17 protein-coding genes are annotated in these 20834 nt (G+C 67.6%); 4 read left to right on the top strand and 13 right to left on the bottom strand.

The genetic code is table 11. From position 1 onward, the window contains the following. Positions 1-31: 31 nt before the first annotated feature. The 3 genes from ASF34_RS20455 to ASF34_RS20445 all read right to left on the bottom strand — a co-directional run bounded on the left by ASF34_RS20455 (position 32) and on the right by ASF34_RS20445 (position 3405). Positions 32-340, bottom strand: coding sequence for a cupin domain-containing protein (locus ASF34_RS20455; protein ID WP_018045576.1), 309 nt, complete (start codon positions 338-340; stop codon positions 32-34). 69 nt (positions 341-409) lie between these two features. Then, positions 410-1960, bottom strand: a complete 1551-nt coding sequence (locus ASF34_RS20450; RefSeq protein ID WP_082494247.1) for a GMC family oxidoreductase — start codon at positions 1958-1960, stop codon at positions 410-412. Next, the gene (locus ASF34_RS20445; RefSeq protein WP_056164094.1) at positions 1957-3405 is read right to left on the bottom strand and encodes an alpha/beta hydrolase; all 1449 of its coding nucleotides are present in this window, start codon (positions 3403-3405) and stop codon (positions 1957-1959) included. Before ASF34_RS20445 ends, ASF34_RS20450 begins: the two co-directional genes overlap by 4 nt. A gap of 449 nt (positions 3406-3854) precedes the next feature. Between ASF34_RS20445 and ASF34_RS20440 the strand changes: the two genes are divergently transcribed. Beyond that, complete coding sequence (locus ASF34_RS20440; protein WP_018045579.1) at positions 3855-4922, top strand: sensor histidine kinase; 1068 nt, start codon at positions 3855-3857, stop codon at positions 4920-4922. After that, the gene (locus ASF34_RS20435) at positions 4919-5377 is read left to right on the top strand and encodes a response regulator (protein ID WP_056164091.1); all 459 of its coding nucleotides are present in this window, start codon (positions 4919-4921) and stop codon (positions 5375-5377) included. Before ASF34_RS20440 ends, ASF34_RS20435 begins: the two co-directional genes overlap by 4 nt. 60 nt (positions 5378-5437) lie before the next feature. Here ASF34_RS20435 and ASF34_RS20430 read toward each other — a convergent pair whose 3' ends face one another. The 5 genes from ASF34_RS20430 to ASF34_RS20410 form a co-directional block, all read right to left on the bottom strand. After that, entirely contained in the window at positions 5438-8191 is a 2754-nt protein-coding gene (locus ASF34_RS20430) for a PAS domain-containing protein (protein WP_056164088.1), read from the bottom strand. Between the two features lie 224 nt (positions 8192-8415). Then, complete coding sequence (glnT, locus tag ASF34_RS20425; RefSeq protein ID WP_056164085.1) at positions 8416-9714, bottom strand: type III glutamate--ammonia ligase; 1299 nt, start codon at positions 9712-9714, stop codon at positions 8416-8418. Between the two features lie 87 nt (positions 9715-9801). Continuing rightward, entirely contained in the window at positions 9802-11163 is a 1362-nt protein-coding gene (locus ASF34_RS20420) for an FMN-binding glutamate synthase family protein (RefSeq protein ID WP_018045583.1), read from the bottom strand. Then, positions 11163-11852 (bottom strand): protein glxC, encoded by a 690-nt coding sequence (locus ASF34_RS20415; protein WP_018045584.1) that lies wholly within the window; start codon positions 11850-11852, stop codon positions 11163-11165. Before ASF34_RS20415 ends, ASF34_RS20420 begins: the two co-directional genes overlap by 1 nt. Continuing rightward, positions 11852-12745, bottom strand: coding sequence for a class II glutamine amidotransferase (locus ASF34_RS20410; protein ID WP_056164082.1), 894 nt, complete (start codon positions 12743-12745; stop codon positions 11852-11854). Before ASF34_RS20410 ends, ASF34_RS20415 begins: the two co-directional genes overlap by 1 nt. A gap of 435 nt (positions 12746-13180) precedes the next feature. Here ASF34_RS20410 and ASF34_RS20405 point away from each other — a divergent pair, with 435 nt between their 5' ends. After that, a complete protein-coding gene (locus tag ASF34_RS20405) occupies positions 13181-13786 on the top strand; it encodes a helix-turn-helix domain-containing protein (protein WP_056141207.1) in 606 nt (201 codons plus the stop codon). A 14-nt stretch (positions 13787-13800) separates the two neighbouring features. Here the strand turns inward: ASF34_RS20405 and ASF34_RS20400 are convergent, their stop codons facing one another. From ASF34_RS20400 to ASF34_RS20385, 4 genes are read right to left on the bottom strand one after another with little or no spacing between them, the layout of a single operon-like run. Beyond that, complete coding sequence (locus ASF34_RS20400; protein WP_056164079.1) at positions 13801-14418, bottom strand: sarcosine oxidase subunit gamma; 618 nt, start codon at positions 14416-14418, stop codon at positions 13801-13803. Further along, on the bottom strand, positions 14411-17449 hold the full coding sequence (locus ASF34_RS20395; protein ID WP_056164076.1) for a sarcosine oxidase subunit alpha family protein: 3039 nt from the start codon (positions 17447-17449) through the stop codon (positions 14411-14413). Before ASF34_RS20395 ends, ASF34_RS20400 begins: the two co-directional genes overlap by 8 nt. Further along, the gene (locus ASF34_RS20390; RefSeq protein ID WP_056164073.1) at positions 17446-17733 is read right to left on the bottom strand and encodes a sarcosine oxidase subunit delta; all 288 of its coding nucleotides are present in this window, start codon (positions 17731-17733) and stop codon (positions 17446-17448) included. Before ASF34_RS20390 ends, ASF34_RS20395 begins: the two co-directional genes overlap by 4 nt. Positions 17734-17763: 30 nt before the next feature. Then, complete coding sequence (locus tag ASF34_RS20385; protein WP_018045591.1) at positions 17764-19014, bottom strand: sarcosine oxidase subunit beta family protein; 1251 nt, start codon at positions 19012-19014, stop codon at positions 17764-17766. Positions 19015-19122: 108 nt separating this feature from the next. On the opposite strand from ASF34_RS20385, the gene ASF34_RS20380 reads away from it, so the two are divergent. After that, complete coding sequence (locus tag ASF34_RS20380) at positions 19123-20142, top strand: GlxA family transcriptional regulator (RefSeq protein WP_056164070.1); 1020 nt, start codon at positions 19123-19125, stop codon at positions 20140-20142. Between the two features lie 62 nt (positions 20143-20204). On the opposite strand, the gene ASF34_RS22510 is transcribed toward ASF34_RS20380, so the two are convergent. Further along, the gene (locus ASF34_RS22510) at positions 20205-20579 is read right to left on the bottom strand and encodes a hypothetical protein (protein WP_443136552.1); all 375 of its coding nucleotides are present in this window, start codon (positions 20577-20579) and stop codon (positions 20205-20207) included. Positions 20580-20834 lie beyond the last annotated feature (255 nt).

The raw sequence follows: 20834 nt of genomic DNA, 5'->3' as shown, positions 1-20834 counted from the left end.
CCGCCGCCTTGGGTGCGGCAGGTATGAAAGGCTACGCGGCCGGCGGGGCGGTGGCCTCGACGGCCGTGAACTCTTCGAGGATCGTGTAGGTGTGCTCGGCCCCGGCCGGGACGAGCCAGGAATCGCCGGGCTCCAGGGTCACGGTCTCGCCGCCGACCGTGAGTTCGGCCCGGCCGGAAATGACGTAGCCCACCGTCTCGTAGGGTCGGCTGGCGCTCGGCTTGTCGTCTGTCGGCGGCTCGTGGCGCCACATCCGCATGGCGACCCGCTCACCCTTGGCGAGGCCGATTTCGCCATGCGCACCCGCGCGGGCATTCGTCGTGGAAATCTTCGTGGTCATGGCGCTTGAAACCTCGTCGCGTTGCGGTGAATCCAACCGGGGAATGGCGGTGGCGTTCCTCAGGAATCGTCAGGAGGGATGGCCCAGGAACGCCTCGGCCGAGCGCAGGGCCAGGGCCATGATGGTCAGCGCCGGGTTGGCGGCCAGCGAACTCGGGAAGGTCGATCCGTCGCTGATCCAGAGGTTCGGGATTTCGAAACTCCGGCCCTGGGGATCGACCACGGCGCTGTCGCCGCTCCGGCCCATCCGGCACGTCCCGATCGTGTGCGCGACGCGCTCCAGCACCCAGATGTCGGTGGCGCCGGCAGCTTCCCAGATCGCCTTCATGGTCCGCGTCGCATGGGCGTTCAGCCGGTCCTCGTTCGAGGAATAGCCGAAATCGATCTGCGCCTTGCGCATCCCGAACGCGTCCACCTCGTCGGCGAGCACCAGCACGTTGGCGTCGCAGGGCAGGGTCTCGCCGTTGATCCCGATGCCCGCCATGTGGTTGTAACGATTGAGATGTTCGGTCAGCTCCCGCCCCCACAGGCCGCGCCCCCGCGCCACCGAGTTGCCCCAGGTGACGGGCAGGACGCCGAGGCTCTGCATCAGGTAGCCGCCGGCGAAATCCGCATCAGCGGGGCGGACCATGTCCTCGCTGATGAGCGAGGAGGGATAGCCCCGGTTCATCCGCATCTCGGCCTCGAACGTGCCCCAGACCTGGGTCGCCACATGGCCCATATAGTTGCGCCCGACTTGGCCGCTGCCGTTGGCGAGCCCGAGATGCAGGAGGAGCCGGGGCGTCTCCACGGCGCCGGCGCAGAGATAGACCGCCGCGCAACGCTGCCGGTGATCGATGCCGTCGTGCCGGTAGATCACCGACGTTATCCGGCCCTCGCGGTCGCGCTCGAGTCCGTGCACGCGACAATCGGGACGGATTTCCGCGCCGTTGGAGACGGCATGCGGCAGGTAGGTGACGTCCATGCTGGTCTTGGCGCCATTGCGGCAACCCTGGTGGCAATATCCGCAATTGATGCAGCCCCGGCGCAGGGCACCGCCCTCCTGGGGGAAATCACCCGAGACAACGGCTGCAGGCGAGTCGGCGGTTCGAATGCCGAGCTGGTCGCAGGCTTGGCCCATAACCTGCGCCGGCGCGTTGCGCGGGACCGGCGAGAGAGGATAGCGCCGGCCGGGATCCCAGGGGTACCGGGAGGGGCCGGACACGCCGATAAACGCCTCGACACGCTCGTAGAACGGCCGCAGGTCGTCGTAACCGAGGGGCCAATCCACCCCCATCCCGGTCTCGGAGTAGAGGCGCAGGTCGCGCTCGTCGGCGCGGGGGGTGAAGGCGCCCCAATGCAGGGTGGAGCCGCCCACCCCGGTGCCGCTGTTGTTGGCGCCGAAGGCCTCCGGCGTCGAACCGCCGCTGAGGCGCTCCTCGGTCCAGTAGATCTCGTCGGCGAGTGTCTCGTCGAAGGCAAAGCGCGCGGGGTCGAAGTTCGGCCCCGCTTCCAGGGCGACGACCTTGAGCCCGGCCGCCGCGAGGCGGGCGAGCACCGGCGCGCCCCCCGCGCCCGTACCGATAACGACGACATCGACGATGTCGGTGGTTGCGTAGCGACGCATCGCATCGAGCTTCATCGTCCGGCCTCCCCGAGGATGGCGGATTCCCAGGGTTCCGGGTCACCGATGCCGACGCGCACGAAGCCCGGCAGGGTTTCCGCATCGTCGCCGCCCGCGCCAATCCCGGAAAAGCCGATCCGGGCGAGGCTGGCGGGGTGGGCGAGATAGATCCGCACCGCGTCGCTGCGCAGATCCTCGAACCACAAGGTCATCTCTTCGGCATCGAGCCCATCCTCCGGCACATCATGCGACAGCGGCTCGCCGGCGGCGGCGGCCCGCAGGAAGGCGTCCTGCTCACCGCCTTCGAGGGACAGGAAGCCCATCGCGTAAACGGATCGCGCCGCGGCATCCAGGGTTCGCAGGGCAGCGCGGTAGGCCGCTCCGTCCGCCGGCAGCTTGGCAAAACGCCATCCATCCCCGGTTCCAGCGGCGAGCCGGGCCTCGATCCGTGCCCCGATGTCGATCCGGCCCATGCCGTCCTGCGGCAACACCCTGTCCACTACGGCACGAAGCTGCGCGAGTTCGACCGGGTCGAGGCATCCGGGCTGGTAGGCCGGGTCGTCGGGCTCGGCGCGGGCGAGGAGCGCCGTACGCAGGCGCGTGTTCACCCGGTCGGTTTCGATCAGTGCGCGATAGGGCTCCGGCACGGTCGGTGCGTCGGACTTCGTAAGCGGCTCCTCGGAGACGAGACCCGCGATGAGGTCGGCCACGGCCTCCGGCCGCTCCAGCGGCAGCAGGTGTCCTGCGCCATCGAGGGCCACCAGCCGACCATGGACCAAGTGGGGAAGGGTCAGGGCCTTCTGCGCGGCGGCGCCGAGATCGGCGTCCTCGGTTCCGCCGACGACCACGGCCGGCATGCGCAGGATGCCGATCCGGCGGTTCCAATCCTCGCGGGAGCCGTCGTGCAGCCACGCCGTCCAGGCGGCGGGAGAGGCGCGCAGAACGTCCTCGACCGCGCGGGTCCGAAGCGGCTCGCCGAGGGGAGCGCCGGTGTTCTGATCGACGAACTCTCCGGCCTTACGGCGACGGGTCTCCGCATCCGCGGAGATCCATTCCATCATCTCCCGCCGCTTGTCGTCGGACATCGGCTCGGGGCTCGGCGGTGAACCGCCCAGCAGCACCAGCCCGGCGAGCCCCGCCAGATCCGGTGCACCATCCTCGGCGCGCCGGGCGAGGGCCAGGGCGACCTTCGCGCCCATGCTATGGCCAGCGAGATACCATCGACCACCGGGATCAGCGGTGGCGATCCCCGCCGCCACATGATCCGCCATCGCCGCCACCGAGTAGCCGGACATGGCGGCGGCATCGCCGAAACCGGGCAGATCAAGCGCCACAACGCGAGCGACGCCATCGAGAAGAGCCGCGACCGGCTCCCATTCCCGCGCGCTTCCCCCAAGGAAATGCAGGCAGACCACCGTGCATGGGCCGGGGATGGTGGTGTGGGGGACGGGAGAGTTTGGCATGCGCCGGGAACTCGGGCGGATCCCATGCCGATCAAGAGTCTAATCCCGATCCCGGCTTGCGGCATGGCGTCCAACCGTTCTCATACGATCCCCACCCGACCTGCCTTACGGGGCCGCTCCATTCATCCCCCCTCCTCAGTCAGGAGAGTAGGACCGACGCGATGCGATCGTCCGGCACGACGGCGGTGTGCCATCCCAGAGAATTCTCGCTGCCGCCTGCGTTTCGACACCGGATCGCTTGCCGAAGCCCGTGGCGCGGAACAAACCGCCGCCCCTCACGCTTTCGCATGTCGGTGCGCGGGGATATCGGGGATCGGCCGATCTTTCCTCGCCGAACCCTATCGAAGCCGTTAGGATATTGCGGTGCGCCATCGGGTGCCCACCCAACCTTGCAGAGAGCCTGCCTCGTGCCGACCCGGCCGCCACTCGTTTCCTCCGCCGAAGCCTCGATGTCCCTGCCGACCCTGCGCCGCGGGTCGCAGCTCCACGAGACCGAGCGCCGGCTGAACGCCGTGCTCAACAACGCGTCGGTGGCGATCTTCCTGATGGATGACCGGCAGCACTGCGTCTACATGAACCGCGCTGCCGAATTGCTCACCGGATTCAGCGTCGGAGAGGTGCTCGCGCGCGACTGTCCGCTGCACGACATCGTCCACCACACCTACCCCGATGGCCGTCCGTTCCCGTTAGAGGAATGCGCCATCGACCGTGCCTTCCCCGAGAACAACCAGGAACGCGGCGAAGAGGTGTTCGTCCACAAGGACGGGCATTTCTACCCAGTCGGCTTCACCGCGAGCCCGATCCGCGACGATGCGGCCAAGATCATCGGCACGATCATCGAAGTCCGCGACATCACGGAGGAGAAGGCGGCGGCCGAGCGGCAGAAATTGCTGACGAACGAGTTGAACCACCGGGTGAAGAACACCCTGGCCACCGTCCAGTCCATCGCGGCGCAGACCTTCCGCAACGTCGCCGACCAGCCGGCCCGCGCCGTCTTCGATGCCCGCGTCGCGGCGCTCTCGGACGCCCACAACGTCCTGACGGAATCCAATTGGGAGAGCGCCAGCCTCATCGGTGTCGTCGAGCGGGCGATCGCACCCCATGCGGTCGCGGAGACCGACGGGACGCGGTTCAACATCACCGGCCCGGATACCCGCCTCCACCCCAAGGTCGCCGTGACGCTGGCGATGGCGTTGCACGAATTGATGACCAACGCCGCCAAATACGGCGCCCTCTCAGTTCCCGAAGGCCGCGTCGCAGTGACATGGACGCTGACGTCCGATGGCGGGCGCGAACGCCTGTCCCTCACTTGGACGGAGACGGGCGGCCCGGAAGTGGTCCCTCCGACCCGCAGGGGTTTCGGCTCGAGGCTGATCGAGCGGCAATTGCCGCTGGAATTCGACGGCAGCGCCGAGATCGATTTCGCACCGGCCGGACTCGTGTGCCGCCTCGACATCCCACTGACCGCGCTGGGATGGCATGGACAGGATGTCGTGACGGGGCGTCCGGTCTCATGAGTATCCTGGAGGGACGCCGGGTCCTGCTGGTGGAAGACGAAAGCCTCGTCGCGATGCTCGCCGAGGACATGCTTCTCGATCTCGGCTGCGAGGTCGTTGTCGCCATGCGCCTCGACCAGGCGCTGCGGCGGCTTCAGGCCGGCGACTTCGATGCGGCCGTCCTCGATGTGAATCTCGGCGAGACGCGCAGCTATCCCGTAGCCGATCAGCTGTTCGAGCGCTGCATCCCGTTCCTGTTCGCCACAGGTTACGGCTCGGCCGGACTGGAGCCGGCCTATCAGGCTGTACCCGTGATGCAGAAGCCGTATCAGAAGGATCAGCTGGAGGCGCAGCTCCGGCATCTTCTCACCTGCGAGGCGGTCTCGCGGGGAGCCGACAGCGGCGCCAGGGTGTTCGCCTGCGGCTGCGCGCTCAATTCCAAGGATCCCGGCGCGGCCCAGATCCGCGCGGACTGAGGCCGGCCCTGCCCGGCATCCCCTTTTCGGGAGAGCGGCATCCGCTTCCCTGCTATCGCCTCAACGGAAGTCGGGCGGCGTATCCACGGCCTGCAGACCTTTCAGCGACGCTTCGAGTGTACAGACCACACCGGCCGTGCGGTAATCGAGGGAGACCTCGCCGCCGAAATTGCCGGCAAGTCCCCGCCCGATCAAGCGCGTGCCGAACCCCGTGCGGGTGGGCGGACTGACCGGCGGCCCTCCGGCCTCGATCCAGCGCAGCAGCACCTGATCGCCGCCCTCGCCCTTGCTCCGACAGATCTCCCAGACGATGGAGACGCTGCCTTTGGCAGTGGAGAGGGCGCCGTACTTGGCGGCATTGGTCGCGAGCTCATGGAGGATGAGGGCCAGTGACATCGCGGCCTTGGCACCCACATTCAGGGCCGGCCCGCGAAGGGAGAAACGGTCTGGCTTGTCCTTGTGAGGCTCCAGGGCACTTTCGATCAGCGTCTTCAGGGGCGTATCGCCGAGCGACCCGCCCAGTAGCAGGTCGTGCGACTTGCCCAGCGCGATCAGACGCCCCGCCAGCACCTCCTTGGCGCTCACTACATCGGTGGCGTTCCGCATGGTCTGAGTGGCGATGGATTGCACCATCGCCAACATGTTCTTCATGCGGTGGCTGAGTTCGAGATTCAGGACGCGCTGCTGCGCCTCCGCCTCGATCCGCGCGATGGCGGCACGTGTCCGGTCGGCGATGTTGCGGATGAAACCGATCTCTTCGGTGTTCCAGGCGTGCGGGACGTCCTTGGCTGCGTAGAATACGGCGACGAATCGTCCGTGCTCCATGACCGGCAGGTCGACGAACGAACGGATGCGGATGTCGTTCAGCGAAACCGCATCCAATGCGGTGCGCGGATCCGCGGCGGCATCCTCGATCAGAACCGCCGTTCCAGCCTTCAGCGCGTCGATACACGAGCCGTATTCCCGAAACTCGCGGGCTCCGTCGATGCCGGGGAGGCCGGGCGCCGACCACCCTCGACCGACGACGATGGTCTCGCGCTCCTGGTCCACGGCTCCGTAACCGGAATGGGACAGTCCCAGGGTCCGGCCCGTGATCTCTGCCGCGACGAACGCGATCGCTTCCGGGTCGCTCAGGTCGCGCAGGCGGTCGCCGAGCTCCGCGATGGCGAGCCGACGGGTCTCGCCCTGCTTGCGTTCGGTGACGTCGAGGAAGAGGCAGCTGAACCGCTGGCCGCTTTCGTGTCCGGCGCGGACCTCGAAGGTCCGGCCGAGGCCGGGCACGGTGATCTCGAACAGGCTCGGTTCGCCGGTATCGACCACGCTCGCATACCGGTCGATCAGCCCTTGGTCGATCTCGGGAACGAGCTCTCGAACGGTACGGCCGACGCTTTGCTCCGACAGGCCCGATTGCCGAGCGAAGGCCGGGTTGATCTCCAGGAAGCGGTAATCGCAGGCCCGCCCGGCCCGGTCGCGAACGAGTTCGCCGAGGAAGAACCCTTCCTGCATGCTGGTGAACAGGCCCCGCCAGCGCGCCTCGCTGGCGCTGATCCGCTGCTCGGCGGTCTTCTGGACGGTGATGTCGCGGGAGACCGAGAGCAGCCGCTCGGGGCGTCCTTCGGCATCGAGGATCGGGGTGACTTGCACGTCCCACCAGCGGGGATTACCCGCCATGGTGTTGGCCTGACCCTGGAAATGGCCCGTTCCCCCGGCCTTGGCGGCAGCAAGGGCCGCATAGGCGTCGGCATTGCCCTGGTTCTGCCAGAAATCCGGCCAGGGACAGTTCTGGATCGCGTTGAAGTCGCTCACCTCCATCACCCGCATCCCGCCCTCACTCATGAAGGTCAGGCGGTTGTCGAGGTCGATCACCTTGATGCAATCGGCCGACGAGGCGAGGACGCTGCGCATGAATTCCGCGTCGTCGCGCTGCTTCTGGTTCGCGAGGCGCTGTTCCGTGCGGTCGCGCAGGATCTTGATGAATCCCTCCGGATGTCCGTCCTCGTTCCTGAGCGGCATCATCTCGCCGAGGCCCCAGAACAGGGTCCCGTCCTTGCGCCGGTGCCAGCGCTCGTCGCTAGCCCGCCCGTGCAGCAGTGCGGTACCCATCTCCTGCTCGGGAGCGCCGGTCTCGACATCCTCGGGGGTGAAGAAGACATGGGCGGGCTCGCCGAGCATCTCGGCCTCGCTCCAGCCGATGACGCGTTCCGCGCCGGTGTTCCAGCTCGTCACCCGGCCGGACAGATCCATGGAGATGATGCCGTAATCGACGGCGCTCTCCAGGATCGCCTTGTTGAGCCGGTCGCTCTCGCGCCGGTCCTGCAGGGCACGGCGCAGTTCGAGCAGGGCCATCACCTGCTTGGCCAGCGTCTGCAGGATCAGCTTCTGCGCCGCGGTCAGGCTGTTCGGTTTGGTGTCGAGGACGCAGAGCGTGCCGAGGGTGACGCCTTTCGACGTCTGCAGAGGCACACCGGCATAGAAGCGCACATGCGAGTCGCCGGTGACCAACGGGTTCGCGGAGGTTCGTTCGTCGCGGGTCGTGTCGGGGATCACGAACACCGCGTCCTGCTCCTGGACGGCATGGCGGCAGATCGAAGAGGAGATCGGGGTCTCCCGCTGACCGAATCCCGTCTCGGCCTTGAACCATTGGCGGTCCCCGTCGAGCAGGGAGATCAGGGAAATCGGCATATCGCAGGCCGCCGACGCGGCCTTCACGATATCGTCGAAATCCGCCTCGGCCTCCGTATCGAGGATGCCGTAGCGCACGAGGGCCGCACGACGGTCGGCCTCGATTCCTGCGCTGCTGTCGTCGTGGTCCACAGAGCTCTTCCCGCCCGTCGTCGTCTGTTTCGGACCGAAAAGCCGAGATCAGCCGGTTCATGCACCCAAATCTCGGGACCGGCAACCGGAAGCGATATGTCCTTCAGTCTGGTTCTAATCAAGCATGATCCCGCCGGAATCCCTTCGGCCGGGAACCCTTTCCGCGCGAGGGCGGGGGCAACTCGCGCGACTTTCCCCGTCGGGACCGGCGGGTGGTCCGGGCTTCAGCAGTCGAGCGTGGTGTCGCGCTCCCACTGGGTGAGGTGGCGCGAATAGGCGTTCCATTCCTCGGTCTTGAGCTTGAGATAGCTCGGCACGAACGAGCCCAAGGCCTCGTTGAGCACGTCGCATTTCTCGAGGGCCCGCATGGCGTCGAGCATGTTGAGCGGCAGACACTTGACGCCCTCAACCGTATGGCCGTCCGTGTACATGTTGATGTCGAGGCGCTGGCCCGGATCGCGCCGGTTGCGCAGGCCGTCGAGGCCGGCGGCGAGGAGGCCCGCCTGGAGCAGGTAGGGATTGGCCGCACCGTCGGCGAGGCGGAACTCGAAGCGCCCGCCATCGGGGATGCGGATCATGTGGGTGCGGTTGTTGCCCGTATAGGTCACGGTGTTGGGAGCCCAGGTCGCGCCGGAGGTGGTGCGCGGGGCATTGATGCGCTTGTAGGAATTCACGCACGGGTTGGTGATGGCGGCGAGCGCATCGGCGGAGTGGATGAGCCCGCCGATGAAGTGGTAGCCCTCCCGCGACATTCCGATCTCGTCCGACGCATCGGCGAAGACGTTGCGGTCGCCCCTCCAGAGCGAAACGTGGGCGTGGCAGCCGGAGCCGGTCAGGTCCATGAAGGGCTTTGGCATGAAGGTCGCGCGCAGGCCGTGCTTCTCGGCGATCGACCGGGTCATATACTTGAAGAAGGCGTGCCGATCGGCGGTGACCAGGGCGTCGTCGTAGTCCCAGTTCATCTCGAACTGCCCGTTCGCGTCCTCGTGGTCGTTCTGGTACGGCTTCCAGCCGAGTTCCAGCATGGCGTCGCAGATCTCGGTGATCACGTCGTAGCGGCGCATCAGGGCCGACTGGTCGTAGCAGGGCTTCATCTGCCGGTCGGCCATGTCCGCCGGCTCGGAACCGTCCGGCGTGATCAGGAAGAATTCACACTCGACGCCGGTCTTCATCTGCAAACCGTCACGGGCCGCCTCAGCGATCAGGCGCTTGAGGATGTTGCGCGGCCCCTGCTCCACCGGCTTGCCGCCCATGACGAGGTCGGCGGGCAGCCAGCCGACCTCCGGCTTCCAGGGCAGCTGGATCAGGCCGGCGGCATCGGGCACGGCGAGGAGGTCGGCATCGGCCGGGCTCATGTCGAGCCAGGTGGCGAAGCCTGCGAACCCGGCGCCGTTCCTACAGGTGCTGGCGATGGCGGCGGCCGGGACGAGCTTGGCGCGCTGCGTGCCGAACAGGTCCGTGTAGGAGACGAGGAAGTACTTGATGCCGCGCTCTTTCGCGACGGTTTCGAGATCCGTGTTCATGGCGTCACCCTGCGTTGAATCGGGCGGCCCGCTCGGCCGTGCTGTCGAAGGGAAAGGCCGCCCCCGTGGGACGGCCCTTCGTTGTGCTCAGAAGCCGGTCTTGCCCGGAATCCAGCCCGTGCCGGCCATCGGCACCTGCGCCATGGCGGCGGCCTCGATGGTGAGCGCCACGAGGTCCTCGGGTTCGAGGTTGTGCAGGTGGCTCTTGCCGCAGGCGCGCGCGATGGTCTGCGCCTCCAGGGTCATCACGGCGAGGTAGTTGGCCAGCCGCCGGCCGGCGAGGACGGGGTCGAGGCGCTTGGCCAGTTCCGGGTCCTGCGTGGTGATGCCGGCGGGATCCTTGCCCTCGTGCCAATCGTCGTAGGCTCCGGCGGTGGTGCCGAGGGCCTGATAGTCGGCCTCCCAGCGCGGATCGTTGTCGCCCAGCGCGATGAGCGCCGCCGTGCCGATGGCGACGGCGTCGGCGCCGAGCGCCAGGGCCTTGGCCACATCGGCTCCCGAGCGGATGCCGCCCGAGACCACGAGCTGCACCTTCCGGTGCAGACCGAGGTCCTGCAGCGCCTGCACCGCGGGGCGGATCGCCGCCAGGATCGGGATGCCGACATGCTCGATGAACACGTCCTGCGTCGCTGCCGTGCCGCCCTGCATGCCGTCCAGCACGACCACGTCGGCGCCGGACTTGGCGGCGAGCGCGGTGTCGTAATAGGGCCGCGAGGCGCCGACCTTCACGTAGATCGGCTTCTCGCCATCGGTGATCTCGCGCAGTTCCTCGATCTTGATCTCGAGGTCGTCCGGCCCGGTCCAGTCAGGATGGCGGCAGGCCGAGCGCTGGTCGACGCCCGGGGGCAGGCAGCGCATGCCGGCGACACGCTCGGTGATCTTCTGGCCGAGCAGCATGCCGCCGCCGCCGGGTTTGGCGCCCTGGCCGATGACGATCTCGATCGCGTCCGCCTTGCGCAGGTCGTCCGGGTTCATGCCGTAGCGCGAGGGCAGGTACTGGTAGACCAGCGTCTGCGAATGCCCGCGCTCCTCCTGCGTCATGCCGCCGTCGCCGGTCGTGGTCGAGGTGCCGGCCAGCGTCGCTCCGCGCCCGAGCGCTTCCTTGGCCTGGGCCGAGAGCGAGCCGAAGCTCATCCCCGCGATGGTGATCGGGGTCTTGAGGTGGATCGGCTTCGAGGCGAAGCGTGCGCCCAGCACAACCTCGGTGCCGCAGCGCTCACGGTAGCCCTCCAGCGGGTAGCGGCTGATCGAGGCGCCCAGGAAGAGGAGGTCGTCGAAATGCGGCAGCTTGCGCTTCGCACCCGCGCCACGGATATCGTAGATGCCGGTGGCGGCGGCGCGGCGGATCTCAGACATCACGTCGGGGGTGAAGGTCGCCGAGAAGCGGGGCTTGGTGCGCGGCAGGGGACGCGCATCCTTGAGGGTCGGGTCCTTGGGAGTCTCGGCCATCAGTAGGCTCCGGCGTTGTCGACGTTGAAATGATAGAGGCGGCGGGCGGAGCCGTAGCGCCGGAACTCCGACGGGCTGACCTCGCCGGCGAGGCCGGCGGCCTGGAGCTTGGCGTAGAGCTGCTCGCGGTGCTCGTCGCGCATCTCCTTCTCGATGCAATCGGCGCCCAGGCTCTTGACCGAGCCGCGCACGTAGAGCCGCGCCTCATAGAGGGAATCGCCCAAAGCCTCGCCGGCATCGCCGAGCACGGTGAGAGTTCCGGCCTGGGCCATGAAGGCCGACATGTGGCCGATCGAGCCCTTCACGACGATGTCGATGCCCTTCATCGAGATGCCGCAGCGCGCGCCCGCATTGCCGTCGACCACGAGGAGGCCGCCATGCGCCGTGGCGCCGGCCGACTGGCTGACGTCGCCGCGCACATGGACGAAGCCCGACATCATGTTCTCGGCGACACCCACGCCCGCATTGCCGTTGATCACGACACTCGCGAGCTTGTTCATGCCGGCACAGTAATAGCCGACATTCCCCTCGATCTCGACGGAGATCGGCGCATCCAGGCCCACCGCGATGGCGTGGCGGCCATCCGGACCGGTGATGGTCCAGTGGGTCTCGTTGGTATCGGGGCGCAGGGCATGCAATGCCCGGTTGAGGTCGCGCAGGGGCGCCTGGTTGAGATCGTAGGACGACATCAGTGACGCTCCCAGGCGTAGACCTTGGCGGGTTCGGGTTCGAAGACGCGGGCGGAGGCGATCCCGGGTAGACCCACGAGGGCCCGGTACTCGGAGCCGAACGCCACGTAGTCGTCGGTCTCGGCCATCACCGCCGGCTTGCAGGCGATCGGATCGCGCACGACGGCGAAGCCCGTCTCGGTGCCGACCACGAAGGTGAAGAAGCCGTCGAGATCCGACAGGCTCGACTCCAAGGCCTGCTTGAGAGACGCGCCCTCTCGCATGCGCCAGCTCAGGTAGCCGGCCGCGACCTCGGTGTCGTTCTTGGTGGCGAAGGTGAGCCCCTCGCGCTTGAGGCGGCGGCGCATGTCGTTGTGGTTCGACAGCGAGCCGTTATGGACCAGGCATTCGTCGATGCCGGTGGAGAACGGATGAGCGCCGTTGGTGGTGACCGCGCTTTCGGTGGCCATGCGGGTATGGCCGATGCCGTGGGTGCCGGTCATGCCGGCGAGATCGAACCGCGCGGCGACGGCGGCCGGCAGCCCGACCTCCTTGTAGATTTCCATCCGCCGGCCGGCACTGACCACGTCGATGCCGGGCGCCTCGGCACCGAGAAAGCCACGCACGTCGCCCTCGAGAGCCGCCGGAACGTCGATCACCGTATGGGTGTCGCGCGCCACCGCCTCGACGCCGCGCCCCAGCCGGCTCTCGAGGCGGGCTACCGCGTCGGCGAGCGATGCCTTGTCGGCTCCACGCAGGGTCAGCTTCACCCCGGCCCCGTCGGCCCCGTAGACGGCAAAGCCCGCACTGTCCGGACCACGCCCCGTCATCGTCTCGAGCATCGTCGAAAGCAGAGCCCCCAGACGAGGCTCCAGATCAGGATTCTTCAGAAACAACCCGACAATACCGCACATACTTGGTCTCCACGCCGAACCGTCCCTTGAAAGGACTGGTCGCATGGATCACCCGCAGGGGTCAATCTCGGGAACAATTATTTCTTCAAAAGAAACACGGTAGGCGGGCGGTCGCTGGGTTCGGGAGCGCATGGAGGTAGAGAGTGCAACGGATCGGGGTTCCGGCGCACCGGCAGCATGCTCCACGCATCGCGATGACCGCTCGTGATGCCACATAGTCATGCACGGCCTGAGGACTTACACTTCCTCGACGGAGACATGGCCGCCAACCGCACGCCCTAGCGCCCCCTTCGGCGAGAGCCGACGCGCCTGCGACAGGTCCGCGGCGATCGCTCCTCGCTGGCGATCGACGACCTGTCGTGATGGAATCGGCGGTGCCGAGGAACGAGACGTGCTTTCGAACGACCGACGTTGCGATGAGATTGCTTGGAAACGATGCTGAACACTGCCTCCAATGCACCGACCGATCAGGAACGAAGCCTCGAGCGGGCATTGGGCCACCAGATCCGGCACCTGCGTCGTGAGCGGGACCTCTCGGTGGTCGATCTTGGAACAGCTGCCGGGATCTCGCCAGGCATGATCTCCAAGATGGAGAACGGGCAGATCTCACCGTCCCTGTCGTCGATCAATGCCGTCGCGAAGGCCTTGAACGTGCCCATCACCGTTCTGTTCTCGGCTTTCGAGGAGAGCCGCGACTGCTCCTTCGTCAAGCGCGGACAGGGTGTCGTCATCGAGCGGCGCGGGACGAAAGCCGGCCATCTCTACGAGCTTCTCGGGGCGGGCCTGCGCGGTGAAATCGTCGTCGAGCCCTACCTGATCACACTGGAAAACGATGCCGAATCCTATACCGGGTTTCGGCATGCGGGGACCGAGTTCATCTATATGCTGACCGGCGAAGTCGTCTATCGTCACGACAAGCACGATTACACGCTTCAGCCGGGAGACTCGCTGCTGTTCGATTCGGCGGCGTCCCACGGGCCGGCCAAACTGATCAAGACGCCGATGACCTACCTGTCCATCATCGTCTACCCCCGCGGCTGAACCACTGCCTCGGCTCAAGGCGTCGAGTTGCGCACGTCGTAGCCGAACTCGTCCGCGGCATGGCTCAGCCACGACCAGACGCTGCCGGCGAAGCTGCGTGCCACGGCGAGATCATAGGTGGGGGAAGTGTCCCGCTGCCAGACCTGCGCGCTCATATGCGCAAGGGCGGTGACGGCGACCTGCCCCGGCTGGAAGGCACGGGGATGAAGGTCGATGGCAAGGCCCTTGGCGAGGAACGCGCGGGCGTCCGGCCCGGACACGCGGACGATCGCGCGGGCGTCGCTCTGGTCCGTGACCGCAGCGAGCCCCTGCAAGGCCTGGACGAGGCCGGCCATCTCCCTCCGCGTCTCGAACAGCGCGAGCCATTGATCCGGTCCGGACCAGACCAATCCCCGCTCTCCCGTCAGGCTAGCGGTACCGGTATCGGGCAGCGACCAGCCGAAGCGCTCGTCCAAGACCTGCCGCAGGGCGTCGGTCCGGCCCTTCACCGCGATCAGCGTCGCGAGGCCGAATTCCTCGCGCAGGGTCAGACGGAGGCCGGGCTCTCCGCCCGGACGTCCGTGCCGACCAACCGGTGCGATTCCCGCCCAGGCACTTCTCGGCCGCCATGTCGTCTCGATAGCATCAGACACGCAGCTTCTCCTCTTTCGGGTCGACGAAGACCGGTGAGCAGATCTCGACTTCGATATCCTCGTCGCGCACCGGATCGTAGGCGCGCACCCGTGTCCCATGACGCTCGGGGCCGCGGCGGATCAGGCCGAGCCCGATCCAGTGGCCGAGGCTCGGTGAATAGGCGACGGAGGTCATGGTGCCCTCATCGGCCGCGAGGCTCGGGGCGGCGCCGACGGCGAGGAAACGTGCCCCCGCGCGTAGGCGCTGGCTGCGATCGACCGGGCGGAAACCCACGAGGATCGGCCGCTCGGGATCGACGAGGGCCGGGCGTTCCTTCATCAGGCGGCCGATATAGTCCTTCTTCTTGGCCAGCATGCCGCCGAGGCCGATGTCCCGCGCCGTCGTCTGGCCGTTGATCTCGGCACCGGCCGCGTGGCCCTTCTCGATGCGCATCGCCGAGAGCGCCTCCGAGCCGTAGGCCGTGATGCCGTGGGCCGAGCCCGCCGCCATGACCGCCCGCCAGGCGGCATCGCCATACGCCGCCGGGACGGCGAGTTCATAGGCCAGCTCGCCCGAGAACGAGATGCGGAACAGCCGCGCGGGGATGCCCCCGCCCACCGTGACGTCGGCACAGGCCAGAAAGGGGAAGGCCTCGTTCGACAGGTCGAAACCGGGATCGACGATGCCCAGCAACGTGTCGCGGGCGCGCGGGCCGGCTACGGCGTATTGCGCCCATTGCTCGCTCACCGAAACCATCTGCACATCGAGTTCAGGCCACAGCCATTGGTGGCAGAATTCGAGGTGCTGCATGACCTTTCCAGCGTTGGCCGTAGAGGCCGTCATCACGAAATGGCTCTCGCCCAGCCGCGCGATGGTGCCGTCGTCCAGGACGAAACCGTCCTCGCGCAGGAGTACGGCGTAGCGCGCCTTGCCCACGGGCAGCGTGCCGAAGGGATTGGCGCAGACCCGCTCGATGAGGGTGAGGGCGTCCCGGCCCTGGATGTCGATCTTGCCCAACGTCGTCACGTCGCAGATGCCGACATGGGCGCGCACCGTGTTCACCTCGCGATTGACCGTTTCCAGCCAGTCGTTCTCGCCGGATTTTGGGAAATAGGCCGGGCGGAGCCACAGGCCGGTCTCGACGAAGACCGCCTCCTGCTCCTCGCACCAGGCATGGGAGGGGACGTGCCGGGTCGCCCGGAAATCCTTGCCCCGGTGATGCCCGGCGAAGGCGCCGATGGCGACGGGGGTGAAGGGCGGCCGGAACATCGTGGTGCCGACGCTCGCGACCGGCTGGCCGGTGAGCTCCGCCATGATGCCGAGCCCGGCGAGGTTCGAGGTCTTGCCCTGGTCGGTGGCCATGCCGAGGGTCGTGTAGCGCTTCAGCAACTCCACCGCGCGGAAGCCCTCCCGATGGGCGAGTTCCACATCCGAAGCGGCCACGTCGTTCTGGAAATCGACGAAGGCCTTGCCCTTCGAGACCGGCACGCGCCAGAGCGGCGTATGGGCGATGCTCTCGGGGTCGGTCTTCGGAGTCTCGGGCGCGGCGCCGGCGAACCCGCAGGCTGAGGCGGCCTCCGCACCGGCCCGGCCGCCGGTCTCCAGGCAGGAAGCGAGGGTGAAGGCTCCGCCCGCCGCCCCGACGGCCACCATGCCGGAGGGAAGCGCACCCGGCACGAAGGCATGGATCGCCTCGTCCCAGACCGGGCGCCGCGACAGATGCGAATCGAGATGCACGATCGGGTTCCAGCCATTGGCCATGGCGAGGCAGTCGCAGGCGATGGTCTGGCGGCTGCCATAGGTGTCCACCACCTCGATCGCCTCCAGGCCGAGATGCCCCTTCGTGCCGGTGACGTAGCCGTCGCAGATCACCTGCGCGCCGGCTGCCTCGGCCGCCCGACGCAGCTCGGTCGGTACCGATGCGCGGGAATCGATCACCGCCGCGACTTGCCCGCCGGCCGCGACGACATCGGCCACGGTGCGCCAGCCGTCGTCACCAGAGGTGAAGACGGCCACGTTCCGCCCCGGCAGCACGCCGTATCGGTTGAGGTAGGTCCGCACCGCGCCGGCCAGCATCACGCCGGGCCGATCGTTGCCGCCGAAGACGTGCGGGCGCTCGATGGCTCCGGCACCGAGGATGGCCTGCCTTGCCGTGATCCGCCACATGCGCTGGCGCGGCGCATGGGCGGGGGGCACGGCCAGATGATCGCCGACGCGCTCGACCGCCCCGTAGGCACCGTGATCGTAGACCCCGAACAGGGTAGTCCGGGGAAGGATGCGCACCTCCGGCATGGATTCCAGTTCGGCGAGGGCATCCGCCACCCAATCCGCACCGGATCGCCCGGCGATCTCGCGCCGGTCGGCGAGCAGGCGCCCCCCCATCCGGTGATCCTCGTCGACGAGGATGACGCGCGCACCCGAGCGTCCGGCGGCCAGGGCCGCCGCGAGCCCGGCCGGTCCGGCCCCAATGACCAGCACGTCGCAGAACGCGAAGGCCTTGTCGTAGGTGTCGGGATCCGGCGCATGAGCAGCCCGGCCGAGGCCGGCGGCGCGGCGGATCATCGGCTCGTAGAGCTTCTCCCACAGAGCGGCCGGCCACATGAAGGTCTTGTAGTAGAACCCCGCCGCGAAGACCGGCGCCGCTAGGGCGTTGACCGAGAGGGCGTCGTATTTCAGCGACGGCCAGCGATTCTGGCTCGACGCCTCCAGCCCCTCGTAGAGTTCGGCCACGGTGGCGCGGGTGTTCGGCTCCCGGCGCGCGCCCGAACGCAGCTCGACGAGGGCGTTCGGCTCCTCCGAACCGGCGGTGAGGATGCCGCGCGGGCGGTGGTACTTGAACGACCGGCCCACGAGCCTCACGCCATTGGCCAACAGCGCCGAGGCCAGGGTATCGCCCTGGAACCCACTGTAGCGGCGGCCGTCGAAGGTGAAGTCCAGGGGGCGGCGGCGGTCGATCATCCCGCCGGTCGCGGTGCGAAAGTCCTGGCCGGTGAAAGTTGCTGGCGCGGCAACGCCCGGGAGAGCGGTGTCCCGAAGGGTGATCGTGGTCATGCGACCTCTCCTGTCCGGCGGCTCAGCGCGACGTCGCGGGCGGAGGACACCCCGGTGATCTCATGGGTTCGCGTATCCCGGTCGACCACGAGCCAGGAGCGGCAGCCGGCGCCGTGATACCAGAGCTCGCGATGGGGGCCGGCCGGGTTGTCGCGCAGGTAGACGTAGTCGTGCATGGCGACGGGCTGCGCTTCCATGCCGTCGGGCCGGATCGGCGCGGCGTCGCCGAGATAGCTGAACTCACCGTTGTCACGGGGCCCGCAATGGGGGCATCGGATACGCATGATCGTCGTTCCCTCAATCCAGATCCGCGCTCAATGCAGGTTCGGCTGGGCGCCCATGCCCTTCTCGTCGATGAGATGGCCGGTGGCGAAGCGGTCGAGTCGGTAGGCGGCGGCGTCCTCATGGGACGTGTCGCGGGCGATGAGATGGGCAAAGCAGAAGCCCGCCGCCGGGGTCGCCTTGAAGCCGCCGTAACACCAGCCCGCATTGAGATAGAGACCGTCGACCGGAGTGCGGTCGATGATCGGGCTGCCATCCATGGACATGTCCATGATCCCGCCCCAGTGCCGCAGCAGCCGCAGGCGCCCGAGGCCCGGCCACAGGGCCATGCCGCCCTCCATCACGTCCTCGATCGTCGCGAGGTTGCCGCGCTGGGCGTAGGAATTGTAGCCGTCGATATCGCCCCCGAAGACGAGGCCGCCCTTGTCCGACTGGCTGACGTAGAAATGGCCGGCCCCGAAGGTCATCACCGTGTCGATGAGAGGCTTCACGCCCTCGCTGACGAAGGCCTGGAGCACGTGGCTCTCGATGGGCAGGCGAAGATCGGCCATGGAGGCCAGCAGCGATGTCGAGCCCGCCACCGAGAGCGCGACCTTCTTCGCCCGGATGAAGCCACGGCTCGTCTCGACCCCGACCACCCGCCCATTCTCGCGGCGGATGCCGGTGACGGCGCAGTTCTGGACGATATCGACGCCCCGGTCGCTGGCTGCGCGGGCGTAGCCCCAGGCCACCGCGTCGTGGCGCACGGTGCCGCCCCGGCGCTGGAGGAGACCGCCCTTCACGGGAAAGCGCGCATTGTCGAAATCGATGAACGGCACCATTCCCCGAACCCCCTCTCGGTCGAGAAGTTCGGCATCGATGCCCGCCATCCGCATGGCGTTGCCGCGCCGGGCATAGGCATCGCGTTGCGCATCCGAATGGTAGAGATTCAGCACGCCGCGCTGGCTCACCATGGCGTTGTAGTTGATGTCCTGCTCCAGCCCCTCCCAGAGCTTCATCGACCGTTCGTAGAACGGGATGTTGCCGGCGAGCCCGTAATTCGAGCGGACGATGGTGGTGTTGCGCCCGACGTTGCCGGAGCCGACATGGCTCTTCTCCAGCACGGCCACGTTGGTGATGCCGTGCTCCTTGGCGAGGTAATAGGCGGTCGCGAGACCGTGGCCGCCGCCGCCGACGATGACGGCGTCATACTCGGCCTTGGGCGCAGCATCGCGCCATTGGGGCTTCCAATCGCGTTGGCCACGCAGGGCCTGACCCAGGACGCTGAGAAGGGAATAGCGCATGGCGGGACATGCTCCGGGGCTGAATGCGGCGTGTGAGCCTCATCGGTAGCTTATCGCCAGCCAGCACCCCTTGCATTTTGCGACGTCATTCGGACAATTCGCGCAGAAATGAGCATCCGCCCCCCAGCTCCCACTCCTTCACGTTTGGATCGGAACACCGCCGCGCCAGAAAAGCCGAAGCCGCTGACCGTCGGCTTCATCCTGCTGCCCGGCTTTCCGCTCATGTCCTACGCGGCCGCGGTCGAACCCATGCGGGCGGCCAATACCCTCTTGGACAGCGAAGTCTACCGCTGGTGGCATGCGGCACCGGGGGGAGGCGCCGTACAGGCTTCGAACGGAATCGCGATCCTGCCGGATGTCGATGTCGGAGACACCAAACTCGACGCCGATCGGGTCTTCGTCTGTGCGGGCGGAAATCCTGCTGCCTTCGACGACCCGGCCCTGACCGCCTGGCTTCGCCATCTCGCCCGGCGTGGGATCACCCTCGGCGGCATTTCCGGAGGGCCTTACCTGCTCGCCCGCGCGGGTCTGCTGACGGGGCGCCGTTGCACGCTCCACTGGGAGCATGTTCCCGCCTTCGAGGAACGCTACCCGGATATCGAGGTCGTGCGCTCCCTGTTCGAGATCCAGGACGATCGGATCACCTGCTCGGGCGGCATCGCCGCCCTCGACCTGATGCTCAACCTGATCGAGCGCGACCACGGTCCGGGCCTCGCCAACGGCGTCAGCGACTGGTTCCTGCACAACCAGATCCGAGAGGGCCTGAGCCCGCAGAGGATGGACCTGCGCCTGCGGATCGGAGTGCGTGACCCGCGCCTTCTGCGGGTCCTAGCCGCAATGGAAACCAATCTGGAAACGCCGCTCTCGCGGCAGGGACTGGCCGATCTCGCCCGCGTGTCGATCCGCCAGCTCGAGCTACTCTTCAGAAACCGGATCGGTATCAGTCTTCACCAGCATTATCTCGCCCTGCGTCTCGACCGGGCCCATCAGCTTCGTCGCGAAAGCGCGCTGAGTTCGGCCGATATCGCCATGGCGACGGGATTTGCCAATGCGGCCGAACTCGCCCGAGCCGAGCGCCGGCGAAGCCTGAGGGCCACGCGTCCGTCGAGCACCGTCGTCGAAGCGTAAAGGGCCTGTCCCCGCAGTGGGCGTCCCTGTCGGAACGCCCACTGTCGAAGGGTAACGAACGCTCAGCGCCCGTACGCCGTCCGATGAAGGTCGAGATCCGCCTCGGGACGCACGAGATCGAGCCGGGTTGGGACGGCGTGCCGGCGCGGCGCACGACGGGCCGCGAAACGGTCCCGCGCCGCCTTTGCCGCCTGCTCGACGCTGCGGAAGACGAGCCCGTCGAGGGGGTCGAAATCGCGTTCTGACGAGAAGAACCGCACGCCGCCCCGTTCGGGCACGGCGATTCCGGCCGTCACTTCGCCAATTTCGATCACCCGCGGCGGCGGGGCGGCATGAAGGCGGTTGCGGGCACGGGCCTGGAGATGATCCGCCCGGGCATCAGGCGTGTGCAATCGATTCAACGCCCGATGAGCGTCGTCCTGGTGGAGATGGGGCATGGTGTCGTGAACTCCTGACGCGGCCCGAGGGCCATCTGCTGAAAGCGGCTCGATCTGACGGGTCGGTCAGCATCGACAGCCGGAGCAGGCATGCAGAAGAGCTTGGAAGGAGGTTCGATCAATCACGGCAAGTCATCCTTTCGATGAAGGACCACGAGGCGCGAGCGCTCCGCAGTGCTTTAGCGTTTGATGACGCGGCGCAAGCTACACACTTCAAATCACCGCGGCGGATCGGCCCATACGGACCACAACCGC

This window comes from Methylobacterium sp. Leaf106 (genome assembly GCF_001422895.1).
In the GTDB taxonomy this organism is placed as follows: Bacteria; Pseudomonadota; Alphaproteobacteria; order Rhizobiales; family Beijerinckiaceae; genus Methylobacterium; species Methylobacterium bullatum.
The sequence above is the reverse complement of the archived record's forward strand: the minus strand, read 5'-3'. Positions and strand labels throughout refer to the sequence as shown.